The sequence below is a fragment of the Synechococcus sp. CCAP 1479/10 genome (genome assembly GCF_019038515.1).
Lineage (GTDB): Bacteria > Cyanobacteriota > Cyanobacteriia > PCC-6307 > Cyanobiaceae > Cyanobium.
The window spans coordinates 74,272-95,395 of the sequence record NZ_JAFKRJ010000026.1 but is presented as its reverse complement, the minus strand read 5'-3'; the positions used below and the strand labels follow the sequence as shown (position 1 = coordinate 95,395).

The window sequence follows — 21,124 nt, the reverse complement described above, 5'->3', positions numbered from 1 at the left end:
GCGACGATCAGGCCGTTGCGCCAGGGACCGGTGGGTCGTCGAAGAGCAGGTCCTCGATGTAGCGGTCCGCCCACTGGGGGTTGAACGCCTTCTCCAGCACCCTCCGGGTCTTGTCGTTTTGTTTCTGTTGCTTGCAATACCTCAGCTGCCCGCGCCATCGCGCAACCGTAGCCGGATCGTCATGGGCTTGGGAAGGGCTCGCCGCCGCCGCTGTGGCCAGCACGCCGAGGAACGTCGCCACCTCCTCGACGAACCCCTTTTCCTCCGCCTCCGACTCCGGCCGCACGAAGAGCACGTGGGGGGAGAAGATCGATCCCCAGGGGGGCAGATCGCGCACCTGGGCGAAGGCGGGCCGCTCCCGGCCGGCCAGGGCCTCCGCGATGGATTCCGGCAGGGTCTCCCCAACGGGGGAGAGATCGACGATGGCGGCGCTGACCCCGGCCTTGCCGGCGACGATGTCGGCGCCGAAGACCGGCAGGTCGTGGCGGGGATCGGGGAAGAAGACGCAGTGGAGGATCTGCAGCCCGGCCCCGAGGCGCGCCGTCTCCAGGTGCAGCTTGCGCAGCCCGCGGCAGCGGTGCACCTCGTTGCGGATGAACAGGGCATCCCCGTCCAGGCTGCCGCTGATCGCCTCCAGTTCCGGGTCGATGGCCAGGGGGGCCAGATCCGGCAGAGCATGGCGACAGAGCCGGATCCGCTCCGCCAGGGAATCCACCAGGGGATGGATGCCACCGTCAACGGCCGGTGCGACCTCACCCATGGACACGTCGTCACAGCAGAATGCGGATCCTGCCATGCATCCGTGAGCGATTCCCTGGGTTGTTGCGGGTCCTTGCTGCCCGGTCTGGCCGTCCCCGTCAGCCACACCCTCGCCAACGGGGTCGAACTGGTGCAGCTCGACCTGGAGGACGCCCCCCTGGTCTGCCTCGATTTCTGGTGCCGGGCCGGCAGCGCCTTCGAGACGCCCGCGGAGAGCGGCCTGGCCCACTTCCTCGAGCACATGGTGTTCAAGGGCAGTGACGGGCTTGCGGCCGGGGAGTTCGATCGCCGCATCGAGGCCCTGGGGGGCAGCAGCAATGCCGCCACCGGCTTCGACGACGTCCACTTCCACGCCCTGATGCCCCCGGAGGGGGCGGCCGAGGCCCTTGATCTGCTGATGGATCTGGTGCTGCAGCCCCGGCTCGACCCCGACAGCTTCGCCATGGAGCGGCAGGTGGTGCTGGAGGAGCTGGCCCAGAGTGAGGACCAGCCCGAGGAGGTGGCCCTGCAGCGGCTGCTGTCCCTGGCCTGTCCCGACCACCCCTACGGTCTGCCGATCCTGGGGCGGCGCCAGGCCCTGCTCGACCATGACCCGGCCGCCATGGCGGCCTTCCACAACCGCCAGTACGCCGCCGGCCGCTGCGTCCTGTCCCTCGCCGGTGCCGTCGGCGATGGCGCCCTGATGGATCGGGCCGCCAGCGGCCCCCTCGCGGCCCTGGCGGCCAGCGGCGCGCCGATGGTTCCAGCGGAGCTGAGCGTCACCCCGGGGGTGCACCGGCTGGCGGTGCCGCGGCTCGAGGCCGCCCGCCTGCTGATGCTGTGGTGGCTGCCGCCCGCCGCCGATCTGGAGGCCATGGCCGGGGCCGACCTGGGCACCACCGTGCTGGCGGAAGGACGCCGCAGCCGTCTGGTGGAGCGGCTGCGGGAGCAGCTGCAGATCGTGGAGAGCATCGATCTGGACCTGCACGCCATGGAGGGCGGCAGCATCGCCCTGCTGGAGGCCGTCTGCGATCCCGAGGAGCTGGGCGAGGTGCGGCAGGCCATCGACCAGGTGTGGCAGGAGCTCCGCCAGGACTCCCTGGATGAACAGGAGTGGGGACGGGCCCGGCGCCTCGTCGCCAACGGCTACCGCTTCTCCCTGGAATCCCCCGGCGGCGTGGCCTCCCTGATCGGCAGCAGCCGCCTCTGGGGCCGGCCCCAGCCCCTCGGCCATCCCCTGGAACTGCTGGAGCGCTGGTCGCCCCAGCGGCTCAAGGAGCAGACGCTGCCCCTGCTGGATCCGGCCCGGGCCTGCGTGCTCGAGGCGGTGCCGGCATGAGCATCGCGCCACCCCCCGGCAGCCAATCCCCCGGCAGCCACCCGTCCGGCAGCGAAGACAGCCGCGTCCTGGAGGGCGGCCTGCCCCTGCGGATCCTGCACCGGCCCGGGCCGGCGATCCTGGCGGCCCGCCTCGCCATCCCCGGCGGCAGCGGCCGCGACCCCGCCGGTGCCCGCGGCGCCCACCAGCTGCTGGCCGGCACCATGACTCGGGGCTGCGGGGACCTCGATGCCGAGGCCCTCGCCGACTGTGTCGAGGGGGCCGGTGCCGCCCTGCGGGTGGAGGCCCACGAGGATGGCCTGGTGCTGGCCCTGAAGTGCGCCGCCGACGACGCCACCACCCTGGTGCCCCTGCTGCTGGCGATGGCCCGGCGGCCCCGGCTGGAGGCCGACCAGGTGGCGATCGAGCGCCAGCTCAACCTGCAGATGCTGCAGCGCCAGAAGGAGGACCCCTTCCAGCTGGCCCACGACCAGCTGCGCCGGTTGCTCTACGGCGACGGGCCCTACGGCCATGACCCCCTCGGGATCGAAGCGGAACTGGCCGGCCTCGGGCCGGACGATCTGCGCCCCCTGGTGGAACGGCTCGGCAGCGACGGCGCCGTCCTGGTGCTCTGCGGCGACGCCCCCGCCGCCCTGGGGGAGGTGCTGGAACGGGAACTGGCGGCGTCCCCCTGGAACACCCACGCCCCGGTGACCCAGCCCTTCGCCGGTCCGCCGCCGGCCACGGGGCCCCTGGGCCAGCAGGTGCAGGACACCGAACAGGTGGTGCTGATGCTGGGGGCCGCCACCGTTCCCCTGGCCCACCCCGACGCCCTGGCCCTGCGGTTGCTGCAGGCGCACCTGGGCCTCGGCATGTCCAGCCGCCTGTTCATCACGATGCGGGAGGAGCGTGGTCTGGCCTACGACGTCGGTGTGCACCTGCCGGCCCATGCCGGCGGCGCACCGTTCGTCATGCACCTGTCCACCTCGGCCGAGCGGGTGGCGGAAGCCACCACCTGCCTGCTGGACGAGTGGCAGCGGCTCCTGGAGGAGCCGCTGGACGAGGGCTCACGGCTGCTGGCCCTGGCCAAGTTCCAGGGGCAGGACGCCATGGGGCGCCAGACCTGCTCCCAGATCGCCGAGCGCCTGGCGCTGGTGCTCAGCCAGGGCCTGCCCGCCGACCATGTGCGCCGGGTGCTGGAGCGGGCCCCTGGCCTCGGCGCCGAGGATCTGCGCTCGGCTGCCTGCCGCTGGCTCGCCTCCCCGTCCCTGAGCCTGGTGGGCCCGGGCCCGGCCCTGGCGCAGGCGCAGCTGGCCTGGCAGAACCACGGCCTCAGCCGTCGGCCGGGGCGGGCTCCAGATCCGTCGCGTTGATCAGGAAGGTGCCGCGGCGGAAGCGGATGGCCCGCAGATCCAGGGCCCGGATCTCCACCACGCGGCCCACCTCCCCCGGATCCACCAGGTCCGGCGGGCGCAGCATCGGCATCGGGTCGGCGGTCTTGAGGTAGCGCAGCGGCTGGCGCAGCCGCACCGCATCCCCCAGGTGGATCTCCACCGGCGGAACCGTCGGCGCCATCTCCTCGGCGGTGGGCGGGTCGGTGGGGGTTGAATCCGGCATCGGTACGGGGTCCGGCGGTAGGGGGCTCCGGCGGTACGGGTGCCCGGCGGGCGGGCTGGGGGCCCTTCTCAGCCGAACCTAGCTGCAGCAGGATGGGCGCCAGCCATGGACGGTTCATTGCGGGCCCTTGCCACCTGGAGCGGAGCGATCGCCGGCCTTCTCCTGATACTCGTCGGCGGTCTGGTGCCGGCCGCCTTCCCGGTCCACGAGGCGGCGGGCTGGGCCGTGCGTCCGCTCGGCATCACCCTGCAGGTGCCGGCCCTGCTCCTGACGGCCCTGGTCTGCGGTCCCCGCAGTGCCACGCTGGCGGCTGTGGCCTATCTCAGTGTCGGTCTGTTCCAGCTGCCGGTGTTCCATGAAGGGGGCGGCGTCGGCTACCTGCTCGATCCGGGCTTCGGCTACCTGGCGGGCTTCCTGCCGGCCGCCTGGATCACCGGCAAGCTGGCGCGCCAGCCGGGCATGGACGATCCCCTGACCCTCGCCGGCGCCGCCGCCATCGGCCTGGTGGTGCTGCATCTCTGCGGCCTCGCCAACCTCCTCCTGGGCAGCCTGGCCGGCCGCTGGGGCGGCGACACCCTCACCCTGGTGGTTGGCTACAGCCTGGCCCTGCTGCCCCAGCTGCTGCTCTGCTGCGCCGCCGGTGTCCTGGCCTGGCTGCTGCGCCGTCTGCTGCTGGTGCCCTCGTGATGACACGAACACTGCGCCAGCGGCTGAACCCCCTGTTGCTGGCTGCCGTCGCCGTGGGGCTGGATCAGCTCAGCAAGCGCTGGGCCGTCGAGAACCTGGCCAGCGGCAGCATTGAGCCCCTGCTGCCCGGCCTGCTGCAGCTGCAGCGCGTCAGCAACACCGGGGCGGCCTTCAGCCTCTTCGCCGGGGTGCCGAACCAGCTGGGCCTGGTGAGCGCCCTGGTGAGCCTCGGCCTGCTGTTCTGGATCCTGTGGCGTCCTCCCGCCGGCCTCTGGAACGTGCTGGCCCTGGGACTGCTGCTCGGGGGCGCCGTCGGCAACGGCATCGACCGCTGGCGCCATGGGGCCGTGGTGGACTTCCTGGAGTTCGTCCCGATCCATTTCCCGATCTTCAACCTCGCCGACGTCGCCATCAACCTGGCCGTGGCCTGCTTCCTCATCGACCTGCTGCGACCCCATGCCGACCGCCATCCTTGAAGGGCTGGAGCAGCGGCTGCGGCCCCGGGCTCCCGGCCCCCGGCTCACGGTGCAGCGGCCGGGCCTGCCGGATCTGGAGCAGCCCCTGCACGGCAGCCTCTACCGGATCGGCCGCGCCGCCGACAACGCCATCGTCATCGACCACACGGCGGTCAGCCGCCACCACGCCCTGCTGGAGAACCACGGCGGGCATTGGCTGCTGAGCGATGCCGGCTCCACCAACGGGCTGTGGTGGCGGGGCCGGAGGGTGCGGGAGCTGGTGCTGCGCGAGGGGGACCGGGTGCGCTTCGGGCCCGCCGATCAGGCGGATCTGCCCACGCTCCTGTTCGAGCGCGACGGCAGCACCCGCCTCGACCGGATCGGCCGCTGGGGGGCGCGGGCCGCGGCGGTCGTGGCCGGCGGCGGCAGCCTGCTGCTGGCCCTGTCCCTGCTCCAGGTGCCCACCCGCGGCAGCCTGGCGACGGTGCGGGGCCCCCTGCTCCTCTACGACCGCCAGGATCGACCGGTGGCCTCCGTGGCCGATCGCAAGCGCCGCGAGCTTGCCGAGCTCGGCGCCTACCCCCCGGTGCTGATCGATGCCCTGCTGGCCAGCGAGGACAACCGCTTCTGGTGGCACCCCGGCGTGGACCCGATCGGCACCGCCCGGGCCCTGGTCACCAACCTGCTGGGGGGCCGGGTGCTCGAAGGCGGCAGCACCCTCACCCAGCAGATCGCCCGCAGCCTGTACCCGGAGCAGGTGGGGCAGGGCGAGACCCTGGGGCGCAAGTGGCGGGAGCTGCTGGTGGCCCTGCAGCTGGAGGCCCGCTTCAGCAAGGAGGAGCTGCTGCTCAGCTACCTCAACCGGGTCTATCTGGGGGCCGTCTGGGGGTTCGAGGACGCCTCCCGGCGCTTCTTCAACCGTCCGGCCTCGGCGCTGAAGCTCGAGGAGGCCGCCCTGCTGGTGGGCCTGCTCCCCTCCCCGAACGGCTACGACCCCTGCGTCGATCCCGCGGCGGCCCTCGCCTCCCGCAACCAGGTGCTCGACAAGATGGCGGCCACCAACCGCATCTCCGCCGACCAGGCCCGGCGGGCCCGGCGCCAGCCGATCCGCCTGGCCGCGGATGCCTGCCGCTCCGCCCAGCAGCGCGGGGCGCCCTTCTACACCGACCAGGTGCGCCGCGACCTGGAGAACCAGGTGGGCAAAGCGGTGGCCGCCGAGGGCAATTTCCTGATCGACACCCACCTCGATCCGCTGCTGCAGGAGCGGGTCGAGCTGCTGCTGCGCCAGCGCATCGACGCCAGCCGATCCCTGGGGGTGAGCCAGGGGGCGGTGGTGATTCTCGACAGCCGCACCGGAGGCATCCGCGCCATCGCCGGCGGCCGGGATTATCTGCAGAGCCAGTTCAACCGCGCCTCGATGGCCCTGCGCCAGCCCGGCAGCACCTTCAAGCTGGTGCCCTACGTCGTCGCCCTGGAGCGGGGCGCCCGGCCCGGGGACCGGATCGGCTGCGGACCGCTGGACTGGGGCGGCCAGCACTTCAGCAGCGGCTGCGGCGGCAGCCTCAGCCTGCGCCAGGCCATGGCGATCAGCAGCAACACCGCCGCCCTGCGGCTGGCCCGCCGGGATGGCCTCGACGCCGTGGTGGGCAAGGGCCGGGACCTGGGGTTCACCAGCCCCCTGGCCCCGGTGCCGGGCCTGGCCCTGGGCCAGAGCGAGGTGACCCTGCTGGAGCTCACGGCGGCCTATGCGGCCGTCGCCGCCGACGGGCTCTGGCGTGCCCCGACCACGATCCGGCGGCTCACCGATGCCGAGGCCTGCGGCGCCTCCCAGGCGCCGGGGGAACGGGGCGGGGCCGATTGCCGGGCCTCCGCCGGCAGCTCCAGGACCATCAGCAACCCCGGGAGGCGGGTGATGAGTCCCGCCACCGCCAAGGCGATGCGGACGCTGCTGGAGGCGGTGGTCAGCGGCGGCACCGGCAGCGCCGCCTATGTGGGCGCCGGCAGCTGGGGCAAGACCGGCACCACCAACGAGGGCCGGGACCTGCTGTTCGTGGGCTATGCCCCCAGACGCCAGTGGGTGATCGGCATCTGGCTGGGCAACGATGACAACAGCCCCACCGCCGCCAGCAGCTCCCTGGCCGCCTCCCTGTTCGGCGAGATCGTGCGCTCCGCACCGCCGGGACCGTGAAGCTGCCGCAGCGGCTCTGGATCTGGGTCTTTCTGGGTCTGCTGGCGCTGGTGGTGCTGGGCATGGTGCTTCAGGCGATCCAGCAGCTGCAATGGACCCTGAGCACCTGGCTGCCCTACTGGATGGTGGGGCCGCTGATGCTGATCATGCTGGCGGCCCTGGTGGTGGCCCTGGCCCAGGTGGGCTGGCCCTGGCTGCGCCGGCTGCGGCAGGGCGGCACAATGGGCCCCGGGAAATCCGCCCCCGCGGCGGTGCCCTCCAGCCGCCGGGAGGCGGCCCAGCGGAACCTGGGCTCCATCGACCGCACCCTGGCCCAGGTGCGCGACGCGGTGGAGCGGGAGGCCCTGCGTCAGGAACGGCAGCGGATGGAGGCGGAGCTGGAGCGGGGCGACCTGGTGATCGTTGTCTTCGGCACCGGCTCGACCGGCAAGACCTCCCTGATCCGCGCCCTGCTGCAGGAGCTGGTGGGGGAGGTGGGGGCGCCGATGGGCTCGACCACGGCCGCCACCCGCTACCGGCTGCGGCTGAAGGATCTGCCCCGGGCCGTGATCCTGGAGGACACCCCGGGGATTCTCGAAGCGGGGCGCGAGGGCCGCGAGCGGGAGCGCGTGGCCCGGGAACTGGCCGCCCGGGCCGACCTGCTGCTGCTGGTGCTGGACGGGGACCTGCGGGCCAGCGAGCTGGAGGTGTTCGAAGCCCTGGCGGGCCTCGGCAAGCGGCTGCTGCTGGTGCTCAACAAATGCGACCTGCGCGGCGAAGAGGAGGAGCGTCGGCTGCTGGCACTGCTGCGGCAGCGCTGCGCCGCCCGCCTCGGCCCGGAGGATGTGATCCCCGCCAGCGCCGCCCCCCAGAGCGTGCCGATGCCGGGCGGCCGGCCGCTGCAGCCTGAGCCGGAGGTGGAGGCCCTGCTGCGCCGCATCGCCGCCGTCCTCCATGCCGACGGGGAGGAGCTGATCGCCGACAACCTGCTGCTGCAGTGCCGTCGCCTCAGCCAGGCCAGCCAGGATCTGCTCGACCGCCAACGCCGCAGCGATGCCGGCACGATCGTCGACCGGTACATGTGGATCGGCGCCGGGGTGGTGATGGTGACGCCGCTGCCGGGCATCGACCTGCTGGCCACCGCCGCGGTGAACGCCCAGATGGTGGTGGAGATCGGCCGCGTCTACGGCGTCAGCCTCAGCCGCGAGAACGCCCAGGACCTGGCCCTCTCTGTGGGCCGCACCCTGGCGGGCCTCGGCCTGATCAAGGGGGGGGTGGGTCTGATCACCTCGGCCCTGAGCCTCAGCCTTCCCGCCCTGGTGGTCAGCCGGGCGGTGCAGGCCGTCAGCGCCGCCTGGCTCACCCGGGTGGCGGGCCGCAGCTTCATCACCTACTTCCGCCAGAACCAGGACTGGGGGGATGGCGGGCTGCAGGAGGTGCTGCAGCGCGAGTACGACCTCAACCAGCGCGAGGGGATGCTGCGCCGCTTCCTGGAGACGGCCCTCAGCCGGGTGGTGGAACCGCTGCAGCAGCGGCAGGCGCGGCGGCTGCCGCCACGCCCAGGGCCTCGGGGGGCGGGGGCTGAAGGGGACCGCGGGAATCCAGGACGGTGATCAGCACCAGGTAGGCCACCCCGATCAGGATCGAGAGGGCGCCGGTGAGGATCGCCACCCAGCGGCCACGGCGGTCGTTCGCGGGGCGCTGGGGCGCCACCGGCTCCGGCTTCGGTTCAGCCATCGGCCGCCTCCGCCAGGCTCCGCTGCACCACCAGGGCCAGGCGCTCCAGGTGCTCGCTGCCCGTGTGGGGGTTGCCCAGCACCGCCTTGAGGTGGTGGAGCCCCCGGTAGACGGGCCGCGACAGCATCAGCTGCTCCCCCAGCAGGGCCGCCCGGGTGGCCGCACTCCAGCGTTCGGCGCCGGCGGCGCCTGAGCCCTCGGGGCGGAAGGCAAGCAGGTGCAGGGGACCGCTGCAGAGGGTCAGGCCACCGATCGCCCGCAGCCGTCGCTCCAGCTCGCTGCGGCGCTGGACGGCCGCCTCGATCAGGGCGGCCATGCCGTCGAGGCCGAGCTGGCGCAGTCCCAGCCAGAGCTTGAGGATCTCCCCCGGCCGGGTGCCCTGCAGGCCCGCCTCCCCCTGGTGGCCGCCGCCCCAGCTGGGCTCCATGTAGGGCAGGCCGGTGCCGAAGGCCCGCTGCAGGTGGCGGGGGTCGGCCAGCAGCAGCAGGGAGGAGGTCTTGGTGATGCCGAGCAGCTTCTGGGGGTTGACCGTGATCGAATCGGCCAGCCCCAGGCCGCCCAGCAGGGGCCGGAGTCGCTCGCTGAAGGCGAAGATCGCCCCGATGGCCCCATCCACGTGCAGCCAGTGGCCGTAGCGACGGCAGAGGGCGGCGATGGGCTCCAGGGGATCGAGGGCGCCCCGCACGGTGGTGCCGGAGGTCGCCACCACGGCGATCACGGGGATGCCGGCCCGATCGAGCCGGGCCAGCCTCTCCTCGAGGGCCAGGGGGTCCAGGCCGCCGGCAGCGGTCACCGGCAGCCGCACCAGGGCGTCGGCCGGCAGGCCCATCACGGCCACGGCCTTGATCAGCGAGACGTGGGCCTCCTCGCTGCACAGCACCACCGCGTCGCCCCGGGTCGCCAGGCCCCGCTGGTGGCGGGCGGTGACCAGGGCCATCAGGTTGCTGAGGCTGCCGCCGCTGGCGGCCACCCCGCCGGAACCCTCGGGCAGGCCGAAACGCCCCGCCATCCAGGCGCACAAGGCCCGCTCCAGGCGGCTCAGGCTGGGGGAGAGCTCCTCGGCCAGCAGGTTGTTGTTCAGCCCGGCGCAGACCAGATCGGCCACGATCGAGGCCGACAGGGGCGGCGGGTCGAGGTGGGCCAGGGCGCCGGGATGGTTGGGGTTGTAGGCCCCCTCCATCACCAGCTGGAGATCGGCCAGCAGCCGGTCGCTGCGCAGGCCTTCGGCCTCCGGCTCCACCGCCGGCAGCACGCTCAGCCCGGGCAGGGGGGTGCCGTGGCCGGCCTGGCCCAGCCAGCGGCACAGCAGGGTCGACGCCTGGTGCAGAAAAGCTTCGAGGGCCGGATCCGCCGCGAACGGATCGACGAAGGAGCCGCGCTCCCTGGGGGGCGGCGCTGGCCGCTGGGCGGGGGGGACGCTGGCCAACGGCGACGGTGGGGGCTTCGGCATTCTGCCGCTTGCCCCTCCGGAGGCATGGCTAGAAGAAGTCCATGCTGCATGACGCGTCCATGCTGAATGACGCCGCCAGCCAGCTCTGGATGGACCGGCTCCTGCGCCTCGCCGACGCGGTCGGGGCCGGCGGGGAGATCCCGGTGGCGGCGGCCCTGCTGGATGAGGCCGGCCGCTGTGTGGGCTGGGGCAGCAACCGGCGCCACCGGCGGGCGGACCCCCTGGGGCACGCCGAGCTGCTGGCCCTGCGCCGGGCGGCGGCGGCCCGGGGCGATTGGCGCTTCAACGGCTGCACCCTGCTGGTGACCCTCGAGCCCTGTCCGATGTGCGCCGGCGCCCTGATTCAGGCGCGGGTGGGCACGGTGATCTACGGGGCGGCCGATCCGAAGCGGGGCGGCCTGGGCGGCAGCCTGGATCTGTCACGCCACCCCAGCGCTCACCACCACATGGTGGTGCGGGGGGGCGTGCTGGGGGAGCGGGCCGGGGAACAGCTGGAGACCTGGTTCCGGCAGCGGCGCCGGGCCCATCAGGAGCACCGGGCCGGGGGAGAGGGCCAGGCCTGACTCAGGCGATGGCGGCCGCGACGGCCGCGGGCGACGGCCGGAAGGCGGGCAGTTCGCTCTCGAAGATGGCGAGCAGGCGATCGACGTTCTCCGGGGTGCTGTTGTAGCCCATCAGGCCGATGCGCCACACCTTGCCGGCCAGATCCCCGAGCCCGCCGCCCACCTCGATGCCGAAGCGGTCGAGCAGGTGGCGGCTGAAGGCCTTGCCGTCGACACCCTCGGGGATGCGGACGGTGGTGAGGGTGGCCAGGCGCAGGGGCTCGCTGACATGCAGCTCAAGCCCCAGCCGCTCCAGGCCGGCCCAGAGGCGCTCGGCATTGCTGCGGTGGCGCGCCCAGGCGGCTTCCAGCCCTTCTTCGGCCAGAAGCCGCAGGGCTTCGCGCATGCCGAAGTTCATGTTGACCGGGGCGGTGTGGTGGTACACCCGGTCGCTGCCCCAGTACTTGTTGAGCAGGGAGACATCGAGGTACCAGTTGGGCACCTTGCCGGAACGGGCGGCCAGCTTGGCCTCGGCCCGGGGGCCCATGGTGAAGGGGCCCAGACCGGGGGGGCAGCTGAGGCCCTTCTGGCTGCAGCTGTAGGCCAGGTCCACCTTCCAGGCATCGATGTGCAGCGGCACGGCCCCCAGGGAGGTGACCGTATCCAGCAGCAGCAGGCAGTCGTGCTGGCGGCAGAGGTCGCCGATGCCCTCCATCGGCTGGCAGACGCCGGTGGAGGTCTCGGCGTGCACCATCGCCAGGATGGCGGGCTTGTGGGCGACCAGGGCGGCTTCGAGTTCGGCCAGATCGAAGGCCTCTCCCCAGGGCCGCTCGATCGTGACCACCTCGGCCCGGTAGCGGCCGGCCATGTCGACCAGGCGCTGGCCGAAATAGCCCATCACCGCCACCAGCACCTTGTCGCCGGGTTCGATGGTGTTGGCCAGGGTCGCCTCCATGGCGGCACTGCCGGTGCCGCTCATCGGAATGGTGAGCCGGTTGTCGGTCTGCCAGGCGTAGCGGAGCAGTTCCTGCACCTCACCCATCAGGTCGATGTAGAGGGGGTCCAGGTGGCCGATCGGCATCCGGGCCAGGGCCTGCAGCACCGTGGGGTGGGCATTGGACGGTCCTGGACCCAGCAGCAGACGCTCGGGGGTGGCGATGGGATCCAGGGCGAGCCGGTGGGCGCTGCTGACGGATGGAGGCACTGGGAGAGAAGGCAAGACCTGGCGGGGAGGCAGTAGTGAACTGAGATTAGGGAACGGTCGCCTCAGCGGGCCCGGACGTTGCTGGAGCCGAGGCCGCGGCAGAGGTGCTCAAAAGGCGCCCGCACCAGGGCGGTATCCACCATGCCGGCATCGGCCAGCATCTCGGCGATCACCTCACCGAGCAGGGCGATGCTGCGGACGGTGGGACCGGTGGGAACCCCCAGGCTCTTGTAGGTGTCATCGAGACCGTTCAGCACCCGCTCGTCGAGGATCGTGAAGTCGTCGGCCACCAGGGCGTAGCTGGCGTAGCGCAGGAAGTAATCCATGTCCCGCAGGCAGGCCGCCAGACGCCGGGTGGTGTAGGCGTTGCCGCCGGGGAGCAGGAGTTCGGGGTCCTCCAGCCAGAGGCGCTGGGCCGCCTCCCGCACGATGGTGGCGGCTTCCCGGTTGATCAGCTCGACCGCGGCCAGCCGCAACTCCGCCTGACCGAAATAGGAATCGATCCGATCGATCGCGGAGCGATCGAAATAGCGGCCCAGCTGGTCGTAGCGACCGATCAGACCGGTGATGGCATCTCGCATGGACGAAACGGATCGACGCACCTGAAGCGGAAGGTAGCACTCGCAATCCGCCAGATTCCTGTGCTGCGGCTGGTTCTGGGGAATCTGACAGAAACGGTTACGCGGCCACCGGCGGATCGGGGGGGCACCATCGTGGCGGCAGCCTTCCCACCCGCCCCCCGCCATGGCCCCCTCCGCCCAGGACGTCCTGCGCCGCCTCGGTGACGACGGCATCGAGCGCCTCGACCTCAAGGTGACGGACCTGGCGGGGCGCTGGCAGTCGATCGGCCTGGATGCTCATCTTCTCGGGGAGGGAGCCTTCCACCACGGCCTGGCCCTCGACGGCCTGGTGCTCCATCCGGACCCGGCCACCGCCTGGATCGACCCTTTCCTCGCCCCCCGGAGCCTGAGCCTGATCGCCGCGGTCGAGGGGCCGCCCGACGGCGCTGGGCGCCTCCGCCACTGCCCGCGCACCCTGGCGGCCCGTGCCCTGGCCCTGTTGGCGGGCTGCGGACTGGCGGATGCCGCCCGCTTCGGCACCGAGTCGGGCTACTTCCTGTTCCAGGAGCTCACCTCCCAGGCCGACGAGCTCGGCTGCGGTTACCGCATCGCCCTCGGGGCCGCTCCGCCGGAGGCTCTGCACAGCGAGCTGGCGCTGACCCTGGCGGCCCTGGGGATCCGGGCCCGGCTGCCGCTCCAGCCGGCGGCCGGTCCCCTCCAGCACCTCACGCTGGCCAGCGACGATCCGCTGCGGGCCGCCGACGCGCTGATGGTGAGCCGCTACGTGGTGCGGAACGTGGCCCGCCGCCACGGCTGGAGCGCCACCTTCCTGCCCAGGCCCACCCTGGAGGGCGCCTGCGCCGGCCTGGCGGTGCACCAGAGCCTCTGGAAGGCGGGCCATCCCCTGTTTGCCGGCGAAGGCACCTACGGCGACCTCTCCCAGACGGCCCGCTGGTACCTGGGGGGGCTGCTGCGCCATGGCCCATCCCTGGCCGCCTTCACCAACCCCGGCACCAACAGCTACCGGCGGCTGGGGAGCGGGCCCCAGGCGCCGACCCGCCTGGCCTATGCCCGCCACGACTCCGCCACCGTGGTGGCCGTTCCCGAGCCGGAAAGCGATCCCGGCCGGCGGCGGCTGGTGCTGCGCCAGGGCGACAGGCTCGCCAATCCCTACCTGGCCTTCAGCGCCATGCTGCTGGCGGGCCTCGATGGGGTGCGTCACCAGATCGATCCCGGCCCCCCTGCTGATCGGGAGCCCGCCCCATCGCCTGCCACCTTGCCCACCGACCTGCGCTCCGCCATGGCGGCCCTGGCCGCCGACCACGACTACCTGCTGGCCGGCGATGTCTTCGGCCGGGAGCTGCTCGATGACTGGACCGCCCTGAAGCGCCGTGAGGTGGAGGCCCTGGAGCAGCGACCCCATCCGCTCGAGTTCGTCGGCGAAGCCGACGCCTGAATCAGGGCCTGAGCAACCAGGCCAGCAGCAGCCCGAGCCCCCCCCAGCGCAGGGCCGTCCAGAAGCGGTCGCTTTGGCGCCCGCGTGGCAGCAGGGCCTCCGGGAGCGGATCCAGCAGCCGCTGGGCCAGCTCCAGCCGCTGGCGCCTGCGGCGCAGGCTGACACCGCTGGCGGCGACCGCCCCGGAGCGACCGGCCAGGCTCAGCACCGCCGCCAGATGGTGGAGCACTCCGGGGGACGGGGAGCGGCGGGGGCGCTGGGGACGTCTCATGGCGGCGCGATCGACAGGGCGTGGCCTGGAGCGACAGGATGGATCCACTTCGGTCCGATCGTCCAGTGGAAGCCCCCGCCGCTCCAGCCGGATCGCCTTCCACGGCCGGCGCCGCCGTCCCGGCGCACCGCTCCTGGCCTGCCGACGCCCTGCCCCTGGCCGAGCAGCTGCACCGCCAGCTCAGCATCGGCGATCGGGAGTGGCACGCCCTGAAGCGTCAGCGGCCCCGGCGGGCCGCCGAACAGGTGGCGGCGGCGCTGGTGCAGCTGCTCGCCGCCGATGACCCCGGCGCCAGTGCAGCCACCGACGGCCGCCTGCGCGCCATCGCCCTGCTGGAGAACGCCCAGGCCTGGCTGCGGGCCGAGATCAGCGATCCGGGCTGTCCTGCCCACGGGCGCTGACCGCCGCCCGACGGGCCGCCAGCTGCAGGCGGTTGCCCCGGCCGCTCCAGCGCACGTCGTCGAAGCAGTGATGGATGAGGAACAGACCCCGGCCGGAGGGGGCATCCTCCTGGCAGGGCAGGCAGGCGTGGCGAGCGTGGGCCGGCAGGCCGGGGCCCTCGTCCTGCACCTGCCAGATCACCCAGCGCGGCGTGACGATCCGCCGGACCCTCAGGCACTTGCCCGGATCGCAGCCGTTGCCGTGCCGCACCGCATTGACCAGGGCCTCCTGGAGACCGAGCTGAAGCTCCGCCTGGCGCAGAGCGCAGCCGATCGGTTCAAGGAGCAACTCCACCAGCGGCGCCAGCTGCAGGGTGGAGGGGGTGATGTAGTCGGCCCAGCGGAGCTGCATGAAGCAGGTAGTCCCATTCGCCTGACCGGAACCTAACGCGGGCGCCCTGCCGCTGCCTCCTCCAGGCGCGCCTGGATCGCGGGATGTTGCAGAAGGGCATCCATCAGGCGCACGCCCCGGAGCTGGTTGATCAGGGGCATGTGGCCCTCCGGGGCCTCGATCGACCACTGGAAGGAGCCTGGGTAGCGGGTCCAGGTGCCGTCGGTCTTCCAGGCCAGACGGGGCCAGAGGCGCTCCCACTGCCCCTGGCAGGCCTGCAGCAGCCTGGCCTGGGCCGAGAAGCCGAAGCGTCCCTGGGAGTAGCAGGTCCAGAGGCGGTCGAGGCTGGTGAGATCGGTGGCGGGCATGCCAGCCACCTCGCTGTAATAGACGTAGCCGCGGCGCACGGCCCCCTCGCCGGCCAGCTGGCGCAGGTGCTCGCTGGTGAGCCGGTCGGCCTCCTCGAACGCCTGCCGCATCAGGTGCAACTGCAGCGGCGCGTAGTCGAGTCCGGCGACGCTGGTGACGGCGAGCCAGCCCTGGGGATAGCGGGCCAGCAGGGCCTCCTGGCGGGCGCTGTCACCGGAGGCCAGCAGCAGCTGGATCAGGTGGCCGGCGGCCCAGTCGTCTCCGGTGGCATCGAGGAGGTCGAGACGGTCCGGGATCCGATCCAGCAGGGCCGACCCGGCCTGTCCAAGGGTGCCCAGCAGGCTGCGGCGCTGACGGGCCGAGCCCGTGAGGAAACGCTCCAGCAGCTGATCGGCATCGACGGTGCTGGAAACCGGAGGACCGGAGAGCATGGGGGAGACGACCGGCCGGAAAGGCAGCAGGGTGGGACCCACTATGTCAGGAGCGATGGGCACTGGCCTGGTGCCGGGGGTCCGGCCGTGAAGCCCCGCAAAGAGCCGTGACGGGCTCTGCCTAAAGTCACCTTTTGAGCGAGTGCCATGGCCGCCGCCATTCAGTTCTTCCGCGGGGTGGACGAGACGGTCGTGCCCGACATCCGCCTGACCCGTTCACGGGATGGCCGCACCGGCCAGGCCACCTTCGTGTTCGAGGAGCCCGAAGCCCTGGCCCCCCAGTCGATGGGGGACATCACCGGCATGTTCATGCTCGATGAGGAAGGCGAGATGGTGACCCGGGAGGTGAAGGCCCGCTTCGTCAACGGCAAGGCCAGCGCCCTGGAAGCCACCTACACCTGGAAGAGCACCGCCGACTTCGAGCGCTTCATGCGCTTCGCCCAGCGTTACGCCGACGGCCATGGCCTGGGCTTTGCCGGCCAGGGCGATGAGTCGGCCGAGGAGGCTCAGGAGGACGTTTGAAATTCGGCCAGTGGCTGGGCCTGATCGCCCTGCTGGCGGCGCTCGTTCTGTTGTGGAGCCTGCGTGACGCCCTGATCCTCCTGTTCGCCGCCGTGGTCCTCGCCATGGCCCTGTGCACCCTGGTGGGCGCCATCCGGGAGCGGATCGGCGTCGCCCGTCCCATCGCCCTGCTGCTGGCCCTGCTGCTGGTCAGCCTGGTGGTGCTGGTGGTCGCCACGGTGGTGATCCCGCCGTTCATCGCCGAGTTCCGCGAACTGGTGCAGCAGGTGCCGCGGGCCTGGGCCGAGCTGCTCAAGCTGCTGCGCCAGGCCCTCGAGGGGGCGTCCCAGATGGTGTATGGCCGCCGGGACGGCAGCCTGGACTGGCTGAAATCGACCCTCCAGATTCCCGCCACCCTGCCCCCCGACCTGCTGGGCCGGCTGGGCGGCGGCGCCATCGGCCTGGTGGGCGTGGCCGGCAACCTGGGAGCAGGCCTGCTCCAGACGCTGTTTGTCGTGGCCGTCTCCCTGATGGTGGCCGCCCAGCCCACCGGCTACCGGGAGGCCCTGCTGCTGCTGGCGCCGTCCTTCTACCGGCGGCGCCTGCGCCAGGTGCTGGTGGCCTGCGGCACCGCGCTCAGCAGCTGGATGGTGGGGGTGCTGATCAGCTCCGTCTGCGTGGGCCTGCTGGCGGCCATCGGCCTGTCCCTGCTGGGGGTGAAGCTGGTGGCGGCCAATGCCCTGCTGGCGGGCCTGCTCAACATCATCCCCAACGTGGGACCCACCCTGAGCACGGTCTTTCCGATGTCGGTGGCCCTTCTGGATGCCCCCTGGAAGGCCCTGGCCGTCCTGGTGACCTACGTGATCATTCAGAACCTGGAGAGCTACGTCATCACCCCCTCGGTGATGCACCACCAGCTGCAGCTGCTGCCCGGCCTGACCCTCACGGCCCAGCTCGTGTTCACCCTGCTGTTCGGCCCCCTCGGCCTGCTGCTGGCCCTGCCCCTGGCGGTGTGCCTCCAGGTGCTGCTGCGGGATGTGCTGATCCATGACATCCTCGACCCCTGGAAGCGGGAACGGCGGCAGACATGAAGGCACGCACCCTGCTCGGGGCCCTGGCCCTGGTGGCGCTGTTCCTGCTGCTATGGGAACTGCGCTGGGTGCTGCTGATCCTCTTCGGCGCCGTGGTGCTGGCGGTGGCCCTCGATGTGCCCACCAGCCTGCTGCGCAGACTCACGCCGCTGAACCGGGGGGCGGCCCTGTCGCTGGTGCTGCTGGTCCTGCTGGTGATCGGCTGGGTGCTCGCCAATCTGCTGCTGCCGGAACTGATCGACCAGGTCCGCCAGTTCAGCCAGCTGGTCCCCGAACTGCTGGATCGGCTCGGGGATGTGGTTCCCAAGACCCCCCTGCTGCGCGACCTCGACCGGCAGCTGGCCGAGGGGACGCTCTGGGACCGGCTGCAGCCCCTGGGCGGCCAGCTGCTGGGGGTGGCCGGGGGTGCAGCCAACAGCACCATCCAGCTGCTGCTGATGCTGCTGCTGGCGATCCTGATGGCGCTCGATCCGGCCAGCCACCAGCGGCTCCTGATCGCTGCCACGCCGCGGTTCTACCGCCCTCGCATGCAACAGCTGCTGGGGGAATGCCGCGAGGCCCTCGGGGGCTGGCTGGCGGGCATGACCATCTCGGGCACGGTGGTGTTCGTCACCACCTGGGCGGGCCTGGCCCTGCTGCAGGTGCCGCTGGCCCTGCTCAGCGGCCTGGTCTGCGGCCTGCTCACCTTCGTGCCCACCATCGGTCCCACGGCCGCCACGCTGCTGCCGCTGGCGGTCGCCCTGCTGATCTCCCCGGCCAAGGTGGTCCAGGTGCTGGTGCTGCGGCTGCTGCTCCAGAACGGCGAAGCCTTCCTGCTCACCCCGCTGCTGCTGAGCCGCACCGTCAACCTGCTGCCCACGGTGGCCCTGATGGCCCAGCTGAGTCTGGGGGCCCTGCTGGGACTTCCCGGACTGCTGCTGGCCCTGCCCCTGGTGGTGGTGCTTCAGGTGGCCTGCGAGGAGGTGCTCGTCCGTGACGTGATGGATCGCTGGGATCGGACCTGATCGCGGGAACGGCCGGGGGCCGGGGCTGGCCGTCTCAGCCGCGGACGCGTCGGTAGTGGTGCCAGAGGGAGGGCTGGGCCACCAGCACGGTGACGGCCAGGAGGTGGGAGCGCACGGCGGCGGTGAGGGAGGTCAGGGTGAGGTGGTCCCAGAGCAGGATCAGCTCGACCCGCAGGTCGATCAGGGCCAGCACCAGCAGCACCACCGGCAGCAGGGGCCAGCCGCCGCGCCGGATCGGCTCGCTGCGGTCGGGGCCCCTCATCGCTTCGAGAACACCGGCAGCAGGGTGGGCGCCAGGCCGATGCTCGACCAGCTGCCGACGGCAATGCCCACCGTGAGCGCCACGGCAAACCAGAACAGGGTGCTGCCGCCGAAGAAGATCAGGGCCACCAGGGGCAGCAAGGTGGTGAACGAGGTGTAGAGGGAGCGCGTGAGGGTGGCATCCACGGCCACATCCACCTGCTCCACCAGGGGAAGGTCCCCGAGGACACGGCGCTGCTCGCGGATCCGGTCGTAGACGACCACCGTGTCGGTGACGGAGTAGCCAGCCACGGTGATCAGGGAAACGGCGAACAGGGAATCCACCTCGATGCCCTGGAGCAGCCCCAGCCAGGCGAACAACCCGCAGGTGATCAGTACGTCGTGGGCCAGGCAGAGCAGGGCCAGCCCGGCGAAGATGCCGCTGTAGCTGAAGGTGATGTAGACGGCGATGCCGGCGAAGCTCACCAGCAGGGAGACGAGGCTGCCCTGCAGGAGCCGCGAGCCGAGGGTCGGTCCGATCGTGTTGACCGAGGTGCCGCTGGAGAGCAGGGGGCCGACCCGGTTAGCGAGGTCATCGATGACCGCCTTGCTCTGGTCGGCATCGAGGGCCGGCAGGCGAAGGATCAGGGAGCGGCCGCCGTCGAGCACCTGAACCGAGGCGCTGCCGAGGCTGGGGGCCACCTCACCTTCTGGGGAGGGCAGGGCAAGGCCGGCCAGGCCCTGGCGCACCTCGGCGGCGGTGACGGGCTTGCAGGGGGCACAGTCCCGCTCCACCTGCACCTGGGTGCCGCCGGTGAAATCAAGGCCGGGCCGCAGCGGTGCGCCGATCGACGGGTTCAGCCAGCAGAGGGCCAGGCCCAGCAGGCTCAGGCCGCAGGCCAGGATCGAACCCACCCAGGCCAGACGGCGGTGGCGGCTGATGCGGAAGCGGGGGGACGGGGGGGAGACGGAGGTCATGGTGGTCATTCAGGCCAGGCCCGGCTGGGCCGCAGCGGATCGGGCGGGCGGCAGCTGGCGGGCGGGGAGGAAGTAGGTGGGGCGCCGCAGGGCCGGGTAGCTCATCAGCAGCCGCAGCAGGGTGCGGGTGCAGGTGAGGGCGGTGAACAGGCTGAGCACCAGGCCGATCGCCAGGGTGACGGCGAAACCCTTGACCAGGCCGGTGCCCAGGAAGAACAGGGCCGCACAGCTGATCAGGCCGGTGACGTGGCCGTCGATGATCGAGGACAGGGCCAGGGAGAAGCCAGTGTCGATGGAGCGGATCAGGGTGTTGCCGGCCCGCAGCTCCTCCTTGATGCGCTCGAAGATCAGCACGTTGGCGTCCACGGCCATGCCGACCGAGAGGATGAAACCGGCGATGCCCGGCAGGGTGAGGGTGACGGGAATCAGGGCATAGATGGCCAGGTTGAACAGGGCGTAGAGGCTCAGGGCCACCACCGCCACGATCCCGGGCAGGCGATAGACCGACATCATGAAGATGGCCACCAGGACCAGGCCGGAGAGGCCGGCCACCAGGCTGGAGCGGATGTTCTCGGCCCCCAGGGACGGGCCGACGGTGCGCACTTCAACGATCTTCACCGGCAGGGGCAGGGAGCCCCCCCGCAGCTGGACCTCCAGGTCGCGGGCCTCCTCGGCGCTGAAATTGCCGGTGATCGAAGCGGAGCCGCCGGTGATGCCGGCCACCTTGAACTGCTCGCCGACGCTGGCCTCGCTGATCGAGCGGCCATCCAGGACGATGCCCAGCAACCGGTTGGTGCCAGCGATCGACTGGGTGAGGGCGGCGAACTTCTCGCCCCCTTCCCGGTTGAAGCCCAGGGTCACCTCCCAGCCGGTTCCGGTGGCCTGCTGCTGGCGGCCGGCGCTGGTGAGGTCCTTGCCGGTGATCAGGGCAGGCCCGTAGAGGGCAAGGATGCGGCGATTGGTCTCCCGGAGCAGCAGCTCCAGCTGGTCGACCTCACTGGCGCCGGCGGGAACCTTGATTCCGAGGGACGTGAGCGCCTTGGCCAGATCCTCCGGCGACAGGGAGGACGGTGGCGGCGGCGGTGTAGCCGTGGGGTCATCGAGGGCGGAGGGGGGCCGCTTGGAGCGCAGCACCGACTCCGCCTGGCGCTTGAGGCCCAGCAGGCCTTGCATCTCCTGCTCGGTGCCGGGCTTCTGGGCGCGGAACTCCAGCAGGGCCGTGCTGCCGAGCACCCGGGCCGCCTGGCTGGGATCCTGCTCACCCGGAAGCTGCAGCACCAGCTGGTCGCTGCCCACGGCCTGGAGGGTGGATTCGGCCACACCCAGGCCGTTGATGCGGCGCTCCAGCACGTCCTTGACGGCCTCGAGCTGTTCGGTGTCCACCCGGGTGATGGCCCCGGCGGGCATCACCTGGAGGGTGAGCTGGCTGCCGCCGCGGAGATCGAGGCCCAGCTGCAGGCCGTAGTTGGCCAGCAGGGCCCCGGAGGCGATGGTGAGGGCGAGGATGAGGGCGAACCAGCCCTGTTGACGTCCCATC

General features: G+C 72.1%; 23 protein-coding genes. 12 read left to right on the top strand and 11 right to left on the bottom strand.

Annotated features, from left to right (window positions below; translation table 11 throughout):
- Positions 1-7: 7 nt before the first annotated feature.
- The gene (locus KUG39_RS08725; protein WP_094584515.1) at positions 8-760 is read right to left on the bottom strand and encodes a phycocyanobilin:ferredoxin oxidoreductase; all 753 of its coding nucleotides are present in this window, start codon (positions 758-760) and stop codon (positions 8-10) included.
- Between the two features lie 42 nt (positions 761-802).
- Between KUG39_RS08725 and KUG39_RS08720 the strand changes: the two genes are divergently transcribed.
- Both KUG39_RS08720 and KUG39_RS08715 read left to right on the top strand, forming a co-directional pair.
- On the top strand, positions 803-2,077 hold the full coding sequence (locus KUG39_RS08720; protein ID WP_216914541.1) for a M16 family metallopeptidase: 1,275 nt from the start codon (positions 803-805) through the stop codon (positions 2,075-2,077).
- Entirely contained in the window at positions 2,074-3,429 is a 1,356-nt protein-coding gene (locus KUG39_RS08715; protein ID WP_216914539.1) for a M16 family metallopeptidase, read from the top strand. The genes KUG39_RS08720 and KUG39_RS08715 overlap by 4 nt, the downstream gene beginning before the upstream one ends.
- Here KUG39_RS08715 and KUG39_RS08710 read toward each other — a convergent pair.
- A complete protein-coding gene (locus KUG39_RS08710; protein WP_353617365.1) occupies positions 3,389-3,673 on the bottom strand; it encodes an NAD(P)H dehydrogenase assembly family protein in 285 nt (94 codons plus the stop codon). The two genes, KUG39_RS08715 and KUG39_RS08710, sit on opposite strands and share 41 nt — an antisense overlap.
- A 105-nt stretch (positions 3,674-3,778) precedes the next feature.
- On the opposite strand from KUG39_RS08710, the gene KUG39_RS08705 reads away from it, so the two are divergent.
- From KUG39_RS08705 to KUG39_RS08690, 4 genes are read left to right on the top strand one after another with little or no spacing between them, the layout of a single operon-like run.
- Entirely contained in the window at positions 3,779-4,360 is a 582-nt protein-coding gene (locus tag KUG39_RS08705; RefSeq protein WP_233133811.1) for a biotin transporter BioY, read from the top strand.
- The gene (gene lspA, locus KUG39_RS08700; protein ID WP_216914537.1) at positions 4,360-4,836 is read left to right on the top strand and encodes a signal peptidase II; all 477 of its coding nucleotides are present in this window, start codon (positions 4,360-4,362) and stop codon (positions 4,834-4,836) included. The genes KUG39_RS08705 and lspA overlap by 1 nt, the downstream gene beginning before the upstream one ends.
- Complete coding sequence (locus tag KUG39_RS08695) at positions 4,817-7,003, top strand: transglycosylase domain-containing protein (RefSeq protein ID WP_190609345.1); 2,187 nt, start codon at positions 4,817-4,819, stop codon at positions 7,001-7,003. Before lspA ends, KUG39_RS08695 begins: the two co-directional genes overlap by 20 nt.
- The gene (locus KUG39_RS08690) at positions 7,000-8,595 is read left to right on the top strand and encodes a YcjF family protein (RefSeq protein WP_216914535.1); all 1,596 of its coding nucleotides are present in this window, start codon (positions 7,000-7,002) and stop codon (positions 8,593-8,595) included. The genes KUG39_RS08695 and KUG39_RS08690 overlap by 4 nt, the downstream gene beginning before the upstream one ends.
- A 116-nt stretch (positions 8,596-8,711) precedes the next feature.
- On the opposite strand, the gene KUG39_RS08685 is transcribed toward KUG39_RS08690, so the two are convergent.
- Positions 8,712-10,145 (bottom strand): pyridoxal phosphate-dependent decarboxylase family protein, encoded by a 1,434-nt coding sequence (locus KUG39_RS08685; RefSeq protein WP_216914533.1) that lies wholly within the window; start codon positions 10,143-10,145, stop codon positions 8,712-8,714.
- An 83-nt stretch (positions 10,146-10,228) separates the two neighbouring features.
- On the opposite strand from KUG39_RS08685, the gene KUG39_RS08680 reads away from it, so the two are divergent.
- Positions 10,229-10,732, top strand: coding sequence for a nucleoside deaminase (locus KUG39_RS08680; protein WP_216914531.1), 504 nt, complete (start codon positions 10,229-10,231; stop codon positions 10,730-10,732).
- Between the two features lies 1 nt (position 10,733).
- Here KUG39_RS08680 and KUG39_RS08675 read toward each other — a convergent pair whose 3' ends face one another.
- Both KUG39_RS08675 and KUG39_RS08670 read right to left on the bottom strand, forming a co-directional pair.
- Positions 10,734-11,930 (bottom strand): pyridoxal-phosphate-dependent aminotransferase family protein, encoded by a 1,197-nt coding sequence (locus tag KUG39_RS08675; RefSeq protein ID WP_216914529.1) that lies wholly within the window; start codon positions 11,928-11,930, stop codon positions 10,734-10,736.
- Between the two features lie 47 nt (positions 11,931-11,977).
- Positions 11,978-12,496 carry an allophycocyanin subunit beta gene (locus KUG39_RS08670; protein ID WP_190609337.1) on the bottom strand — a complete coding sequence of 173 codons (519 nt, stop codon included), beginning with the start codon at positions 12,494-12,496 and terminating at the stop codon, positions 11,978-11,980.
- A gap of 163 nt (positions 12,497-12,659) precedes the next feature.
- Between KUG39_RS08670 and KUG39_RS08665 the strand changes: the two genes are divergently transcribed.
- Positions 12,660-13,931 carry a glutamine synthetase family protein gene (locus KUG39_RS08665; RefSeq protein ID WP_216914527.1) on the top strand — a complete coding sequence of 424 codons (1,272 nt, stop codon included), beginning with the start codon at positions 12,660-12,662 and terminating at the stop codon, positions 13,929-13,931.
- 1 nt (position 13,932) lies between these two features.
- Here the strand turns inward: KUG39_RS08665 and KUG39_RS08660 are convergent, their stop codons facing one another.
- Positions 13,933-14,202 carry a hypothetical protein gene (locus KUG39_RS08660; protein ID WP_143594024.1) on the bottom strand — a complete coding sequence of 90 codons (270 nt, stop codon included), beginning with the start codon at positions 14,200-14,202 and terminating at the stop codon, positions 13,933-13,935.
- Positions 14,203-14,267: 65 nt separating this feature from the next.
- Between KUG39_RS08660 and KUG39_RS08655 the strand changes: the two genes are divergently transcribed.
- Complete coding sequence (locus tag KUG39_RS08655; RefSeq protein WP_353617364.1) at positions 14,268-14,603, top strand: DUF6439 family protein; 336 nt, start codon at positions 14,268-14,270, stop codon at positions 14,601-14,603.
- Here the strand turns inward: KUG39_RS08655 and KUG39_RS08650 are convergent.
- On the bottom strand, positions 14,569-14,994 hold the full coding sequence (locus tag KUG39_RS08650) for an ATP-binding protein (protein ID WP_216914523.1): 426 nt from the start codon (positions 14,992-14,994) through the stop codon (positions 14,569-14,571). The genes KUG39_RS08655 and KUG39_RS08650 overlap by 35 nt on opposite strands.
- Positions 14,995-15,026: 32 nt before the next feature.
- Entirely contained in the window at positions 15,027-15,773 is a 747-nt protein-coding gene (locus KUG39_RS08645) for a GUN4 domain-containing protein (RefSeq protein ID WP_216914663.1), read from the bottom strand.
- A gap of 147 nt (positions 15,774-15,920) precedes the next feature.
- Between KUG39_RS08645 and psb28 the strand changes: the two genes are divergently transcribed.
- The 3 genes from psb28 to KUG39_RS08630 are packed head-to-tail and all read left to right on the top strand — an operon-like array spanning position 15,921 to position 18,369.
- Positions 15,921-16,295, top strand: a complete 375-nt coding sequence (gene psb28 / locus KUG39_RS08640) for a photosystem II reaction center protein Psb28 (protein ID WP_094584502.1) — start codon at positions 15,921-15,923, stop codon at positions 16,293-16,295.
- A complete protein-coding gene (locus KUG39_RS08635; protein WP_216914521.1) occupies positions 16,292-17,365 on the top strand; it encodes an AI-2E family transporter in 1,074 nt (357 codons plus the stop codon). The genes psb28 and KUG39_RS08635 overlap by 4 nt, the downstream gene beginning before the upstream one ends.
- A complete protein-coding gene (locus tag KUG39_RS08630) occupies positions 17,362-18,369 on the top strand; it encodes an AI-2E family transporter (RefSeq protein WP_094584500.1) in 1,008 nt (335 codons plus the stop codon). Before KUG39_RS08635 ends, KUG39_RS08630 begins: the two co-directional genes overlap by 4 nt.
- A gap of 34 nt (positions 18,370-18,403) precedes the next feature.
- Here KUG39_RS08630 and KUG39_RS08625 read toward each other — a convergent pair whose 3' ends face one another.
- Genes KUG39_RS08625 through secD form a run of 3 tightly spaced genes read right to left on the bottom strand, consistent with a single transcriptional unit; the run spans position 18,404 to position 21,123 of the window.
- Complete coding sequence (locus tag KUG39_RS08625) at positions 18,404-18,631, bottom strand: hypothetical protein (protein ID WP_094584499.1); 228 nt, start codon at positions 18,629-18,631, stop codon at positions 18,404-18,406.
- Positions 18,628-19,587, bottom strand: coding sequence for a protein translocase subunit SecF (gene secF, locus KUG39_RS08620; RefSeq protein ID WP_216914518.1), 960 nt, complete (start codon positions 19,585-19,587; stop codon positions 18,628-18,630). The genes KUG39_RS08625 and secF overlap by 4 nt, the downstream gene beginning before the upstream one ends.
- Positions 19,588-19,596: 9 nt before the next feature.
- On the bottom strand, positions 19,597-21,123 hold the full coding sequence (gene secD / locus KUG39_RS08615) for a protein translocase subunit SecD (RefSeq protein WP_216914516.1): 1,527 nt from the start codon (positions 21,121-21,123) through the stop codon (positions 19,597-19,599).
- Between the last annotated feature and the right edge of the window lies 1 nt (position 21,124).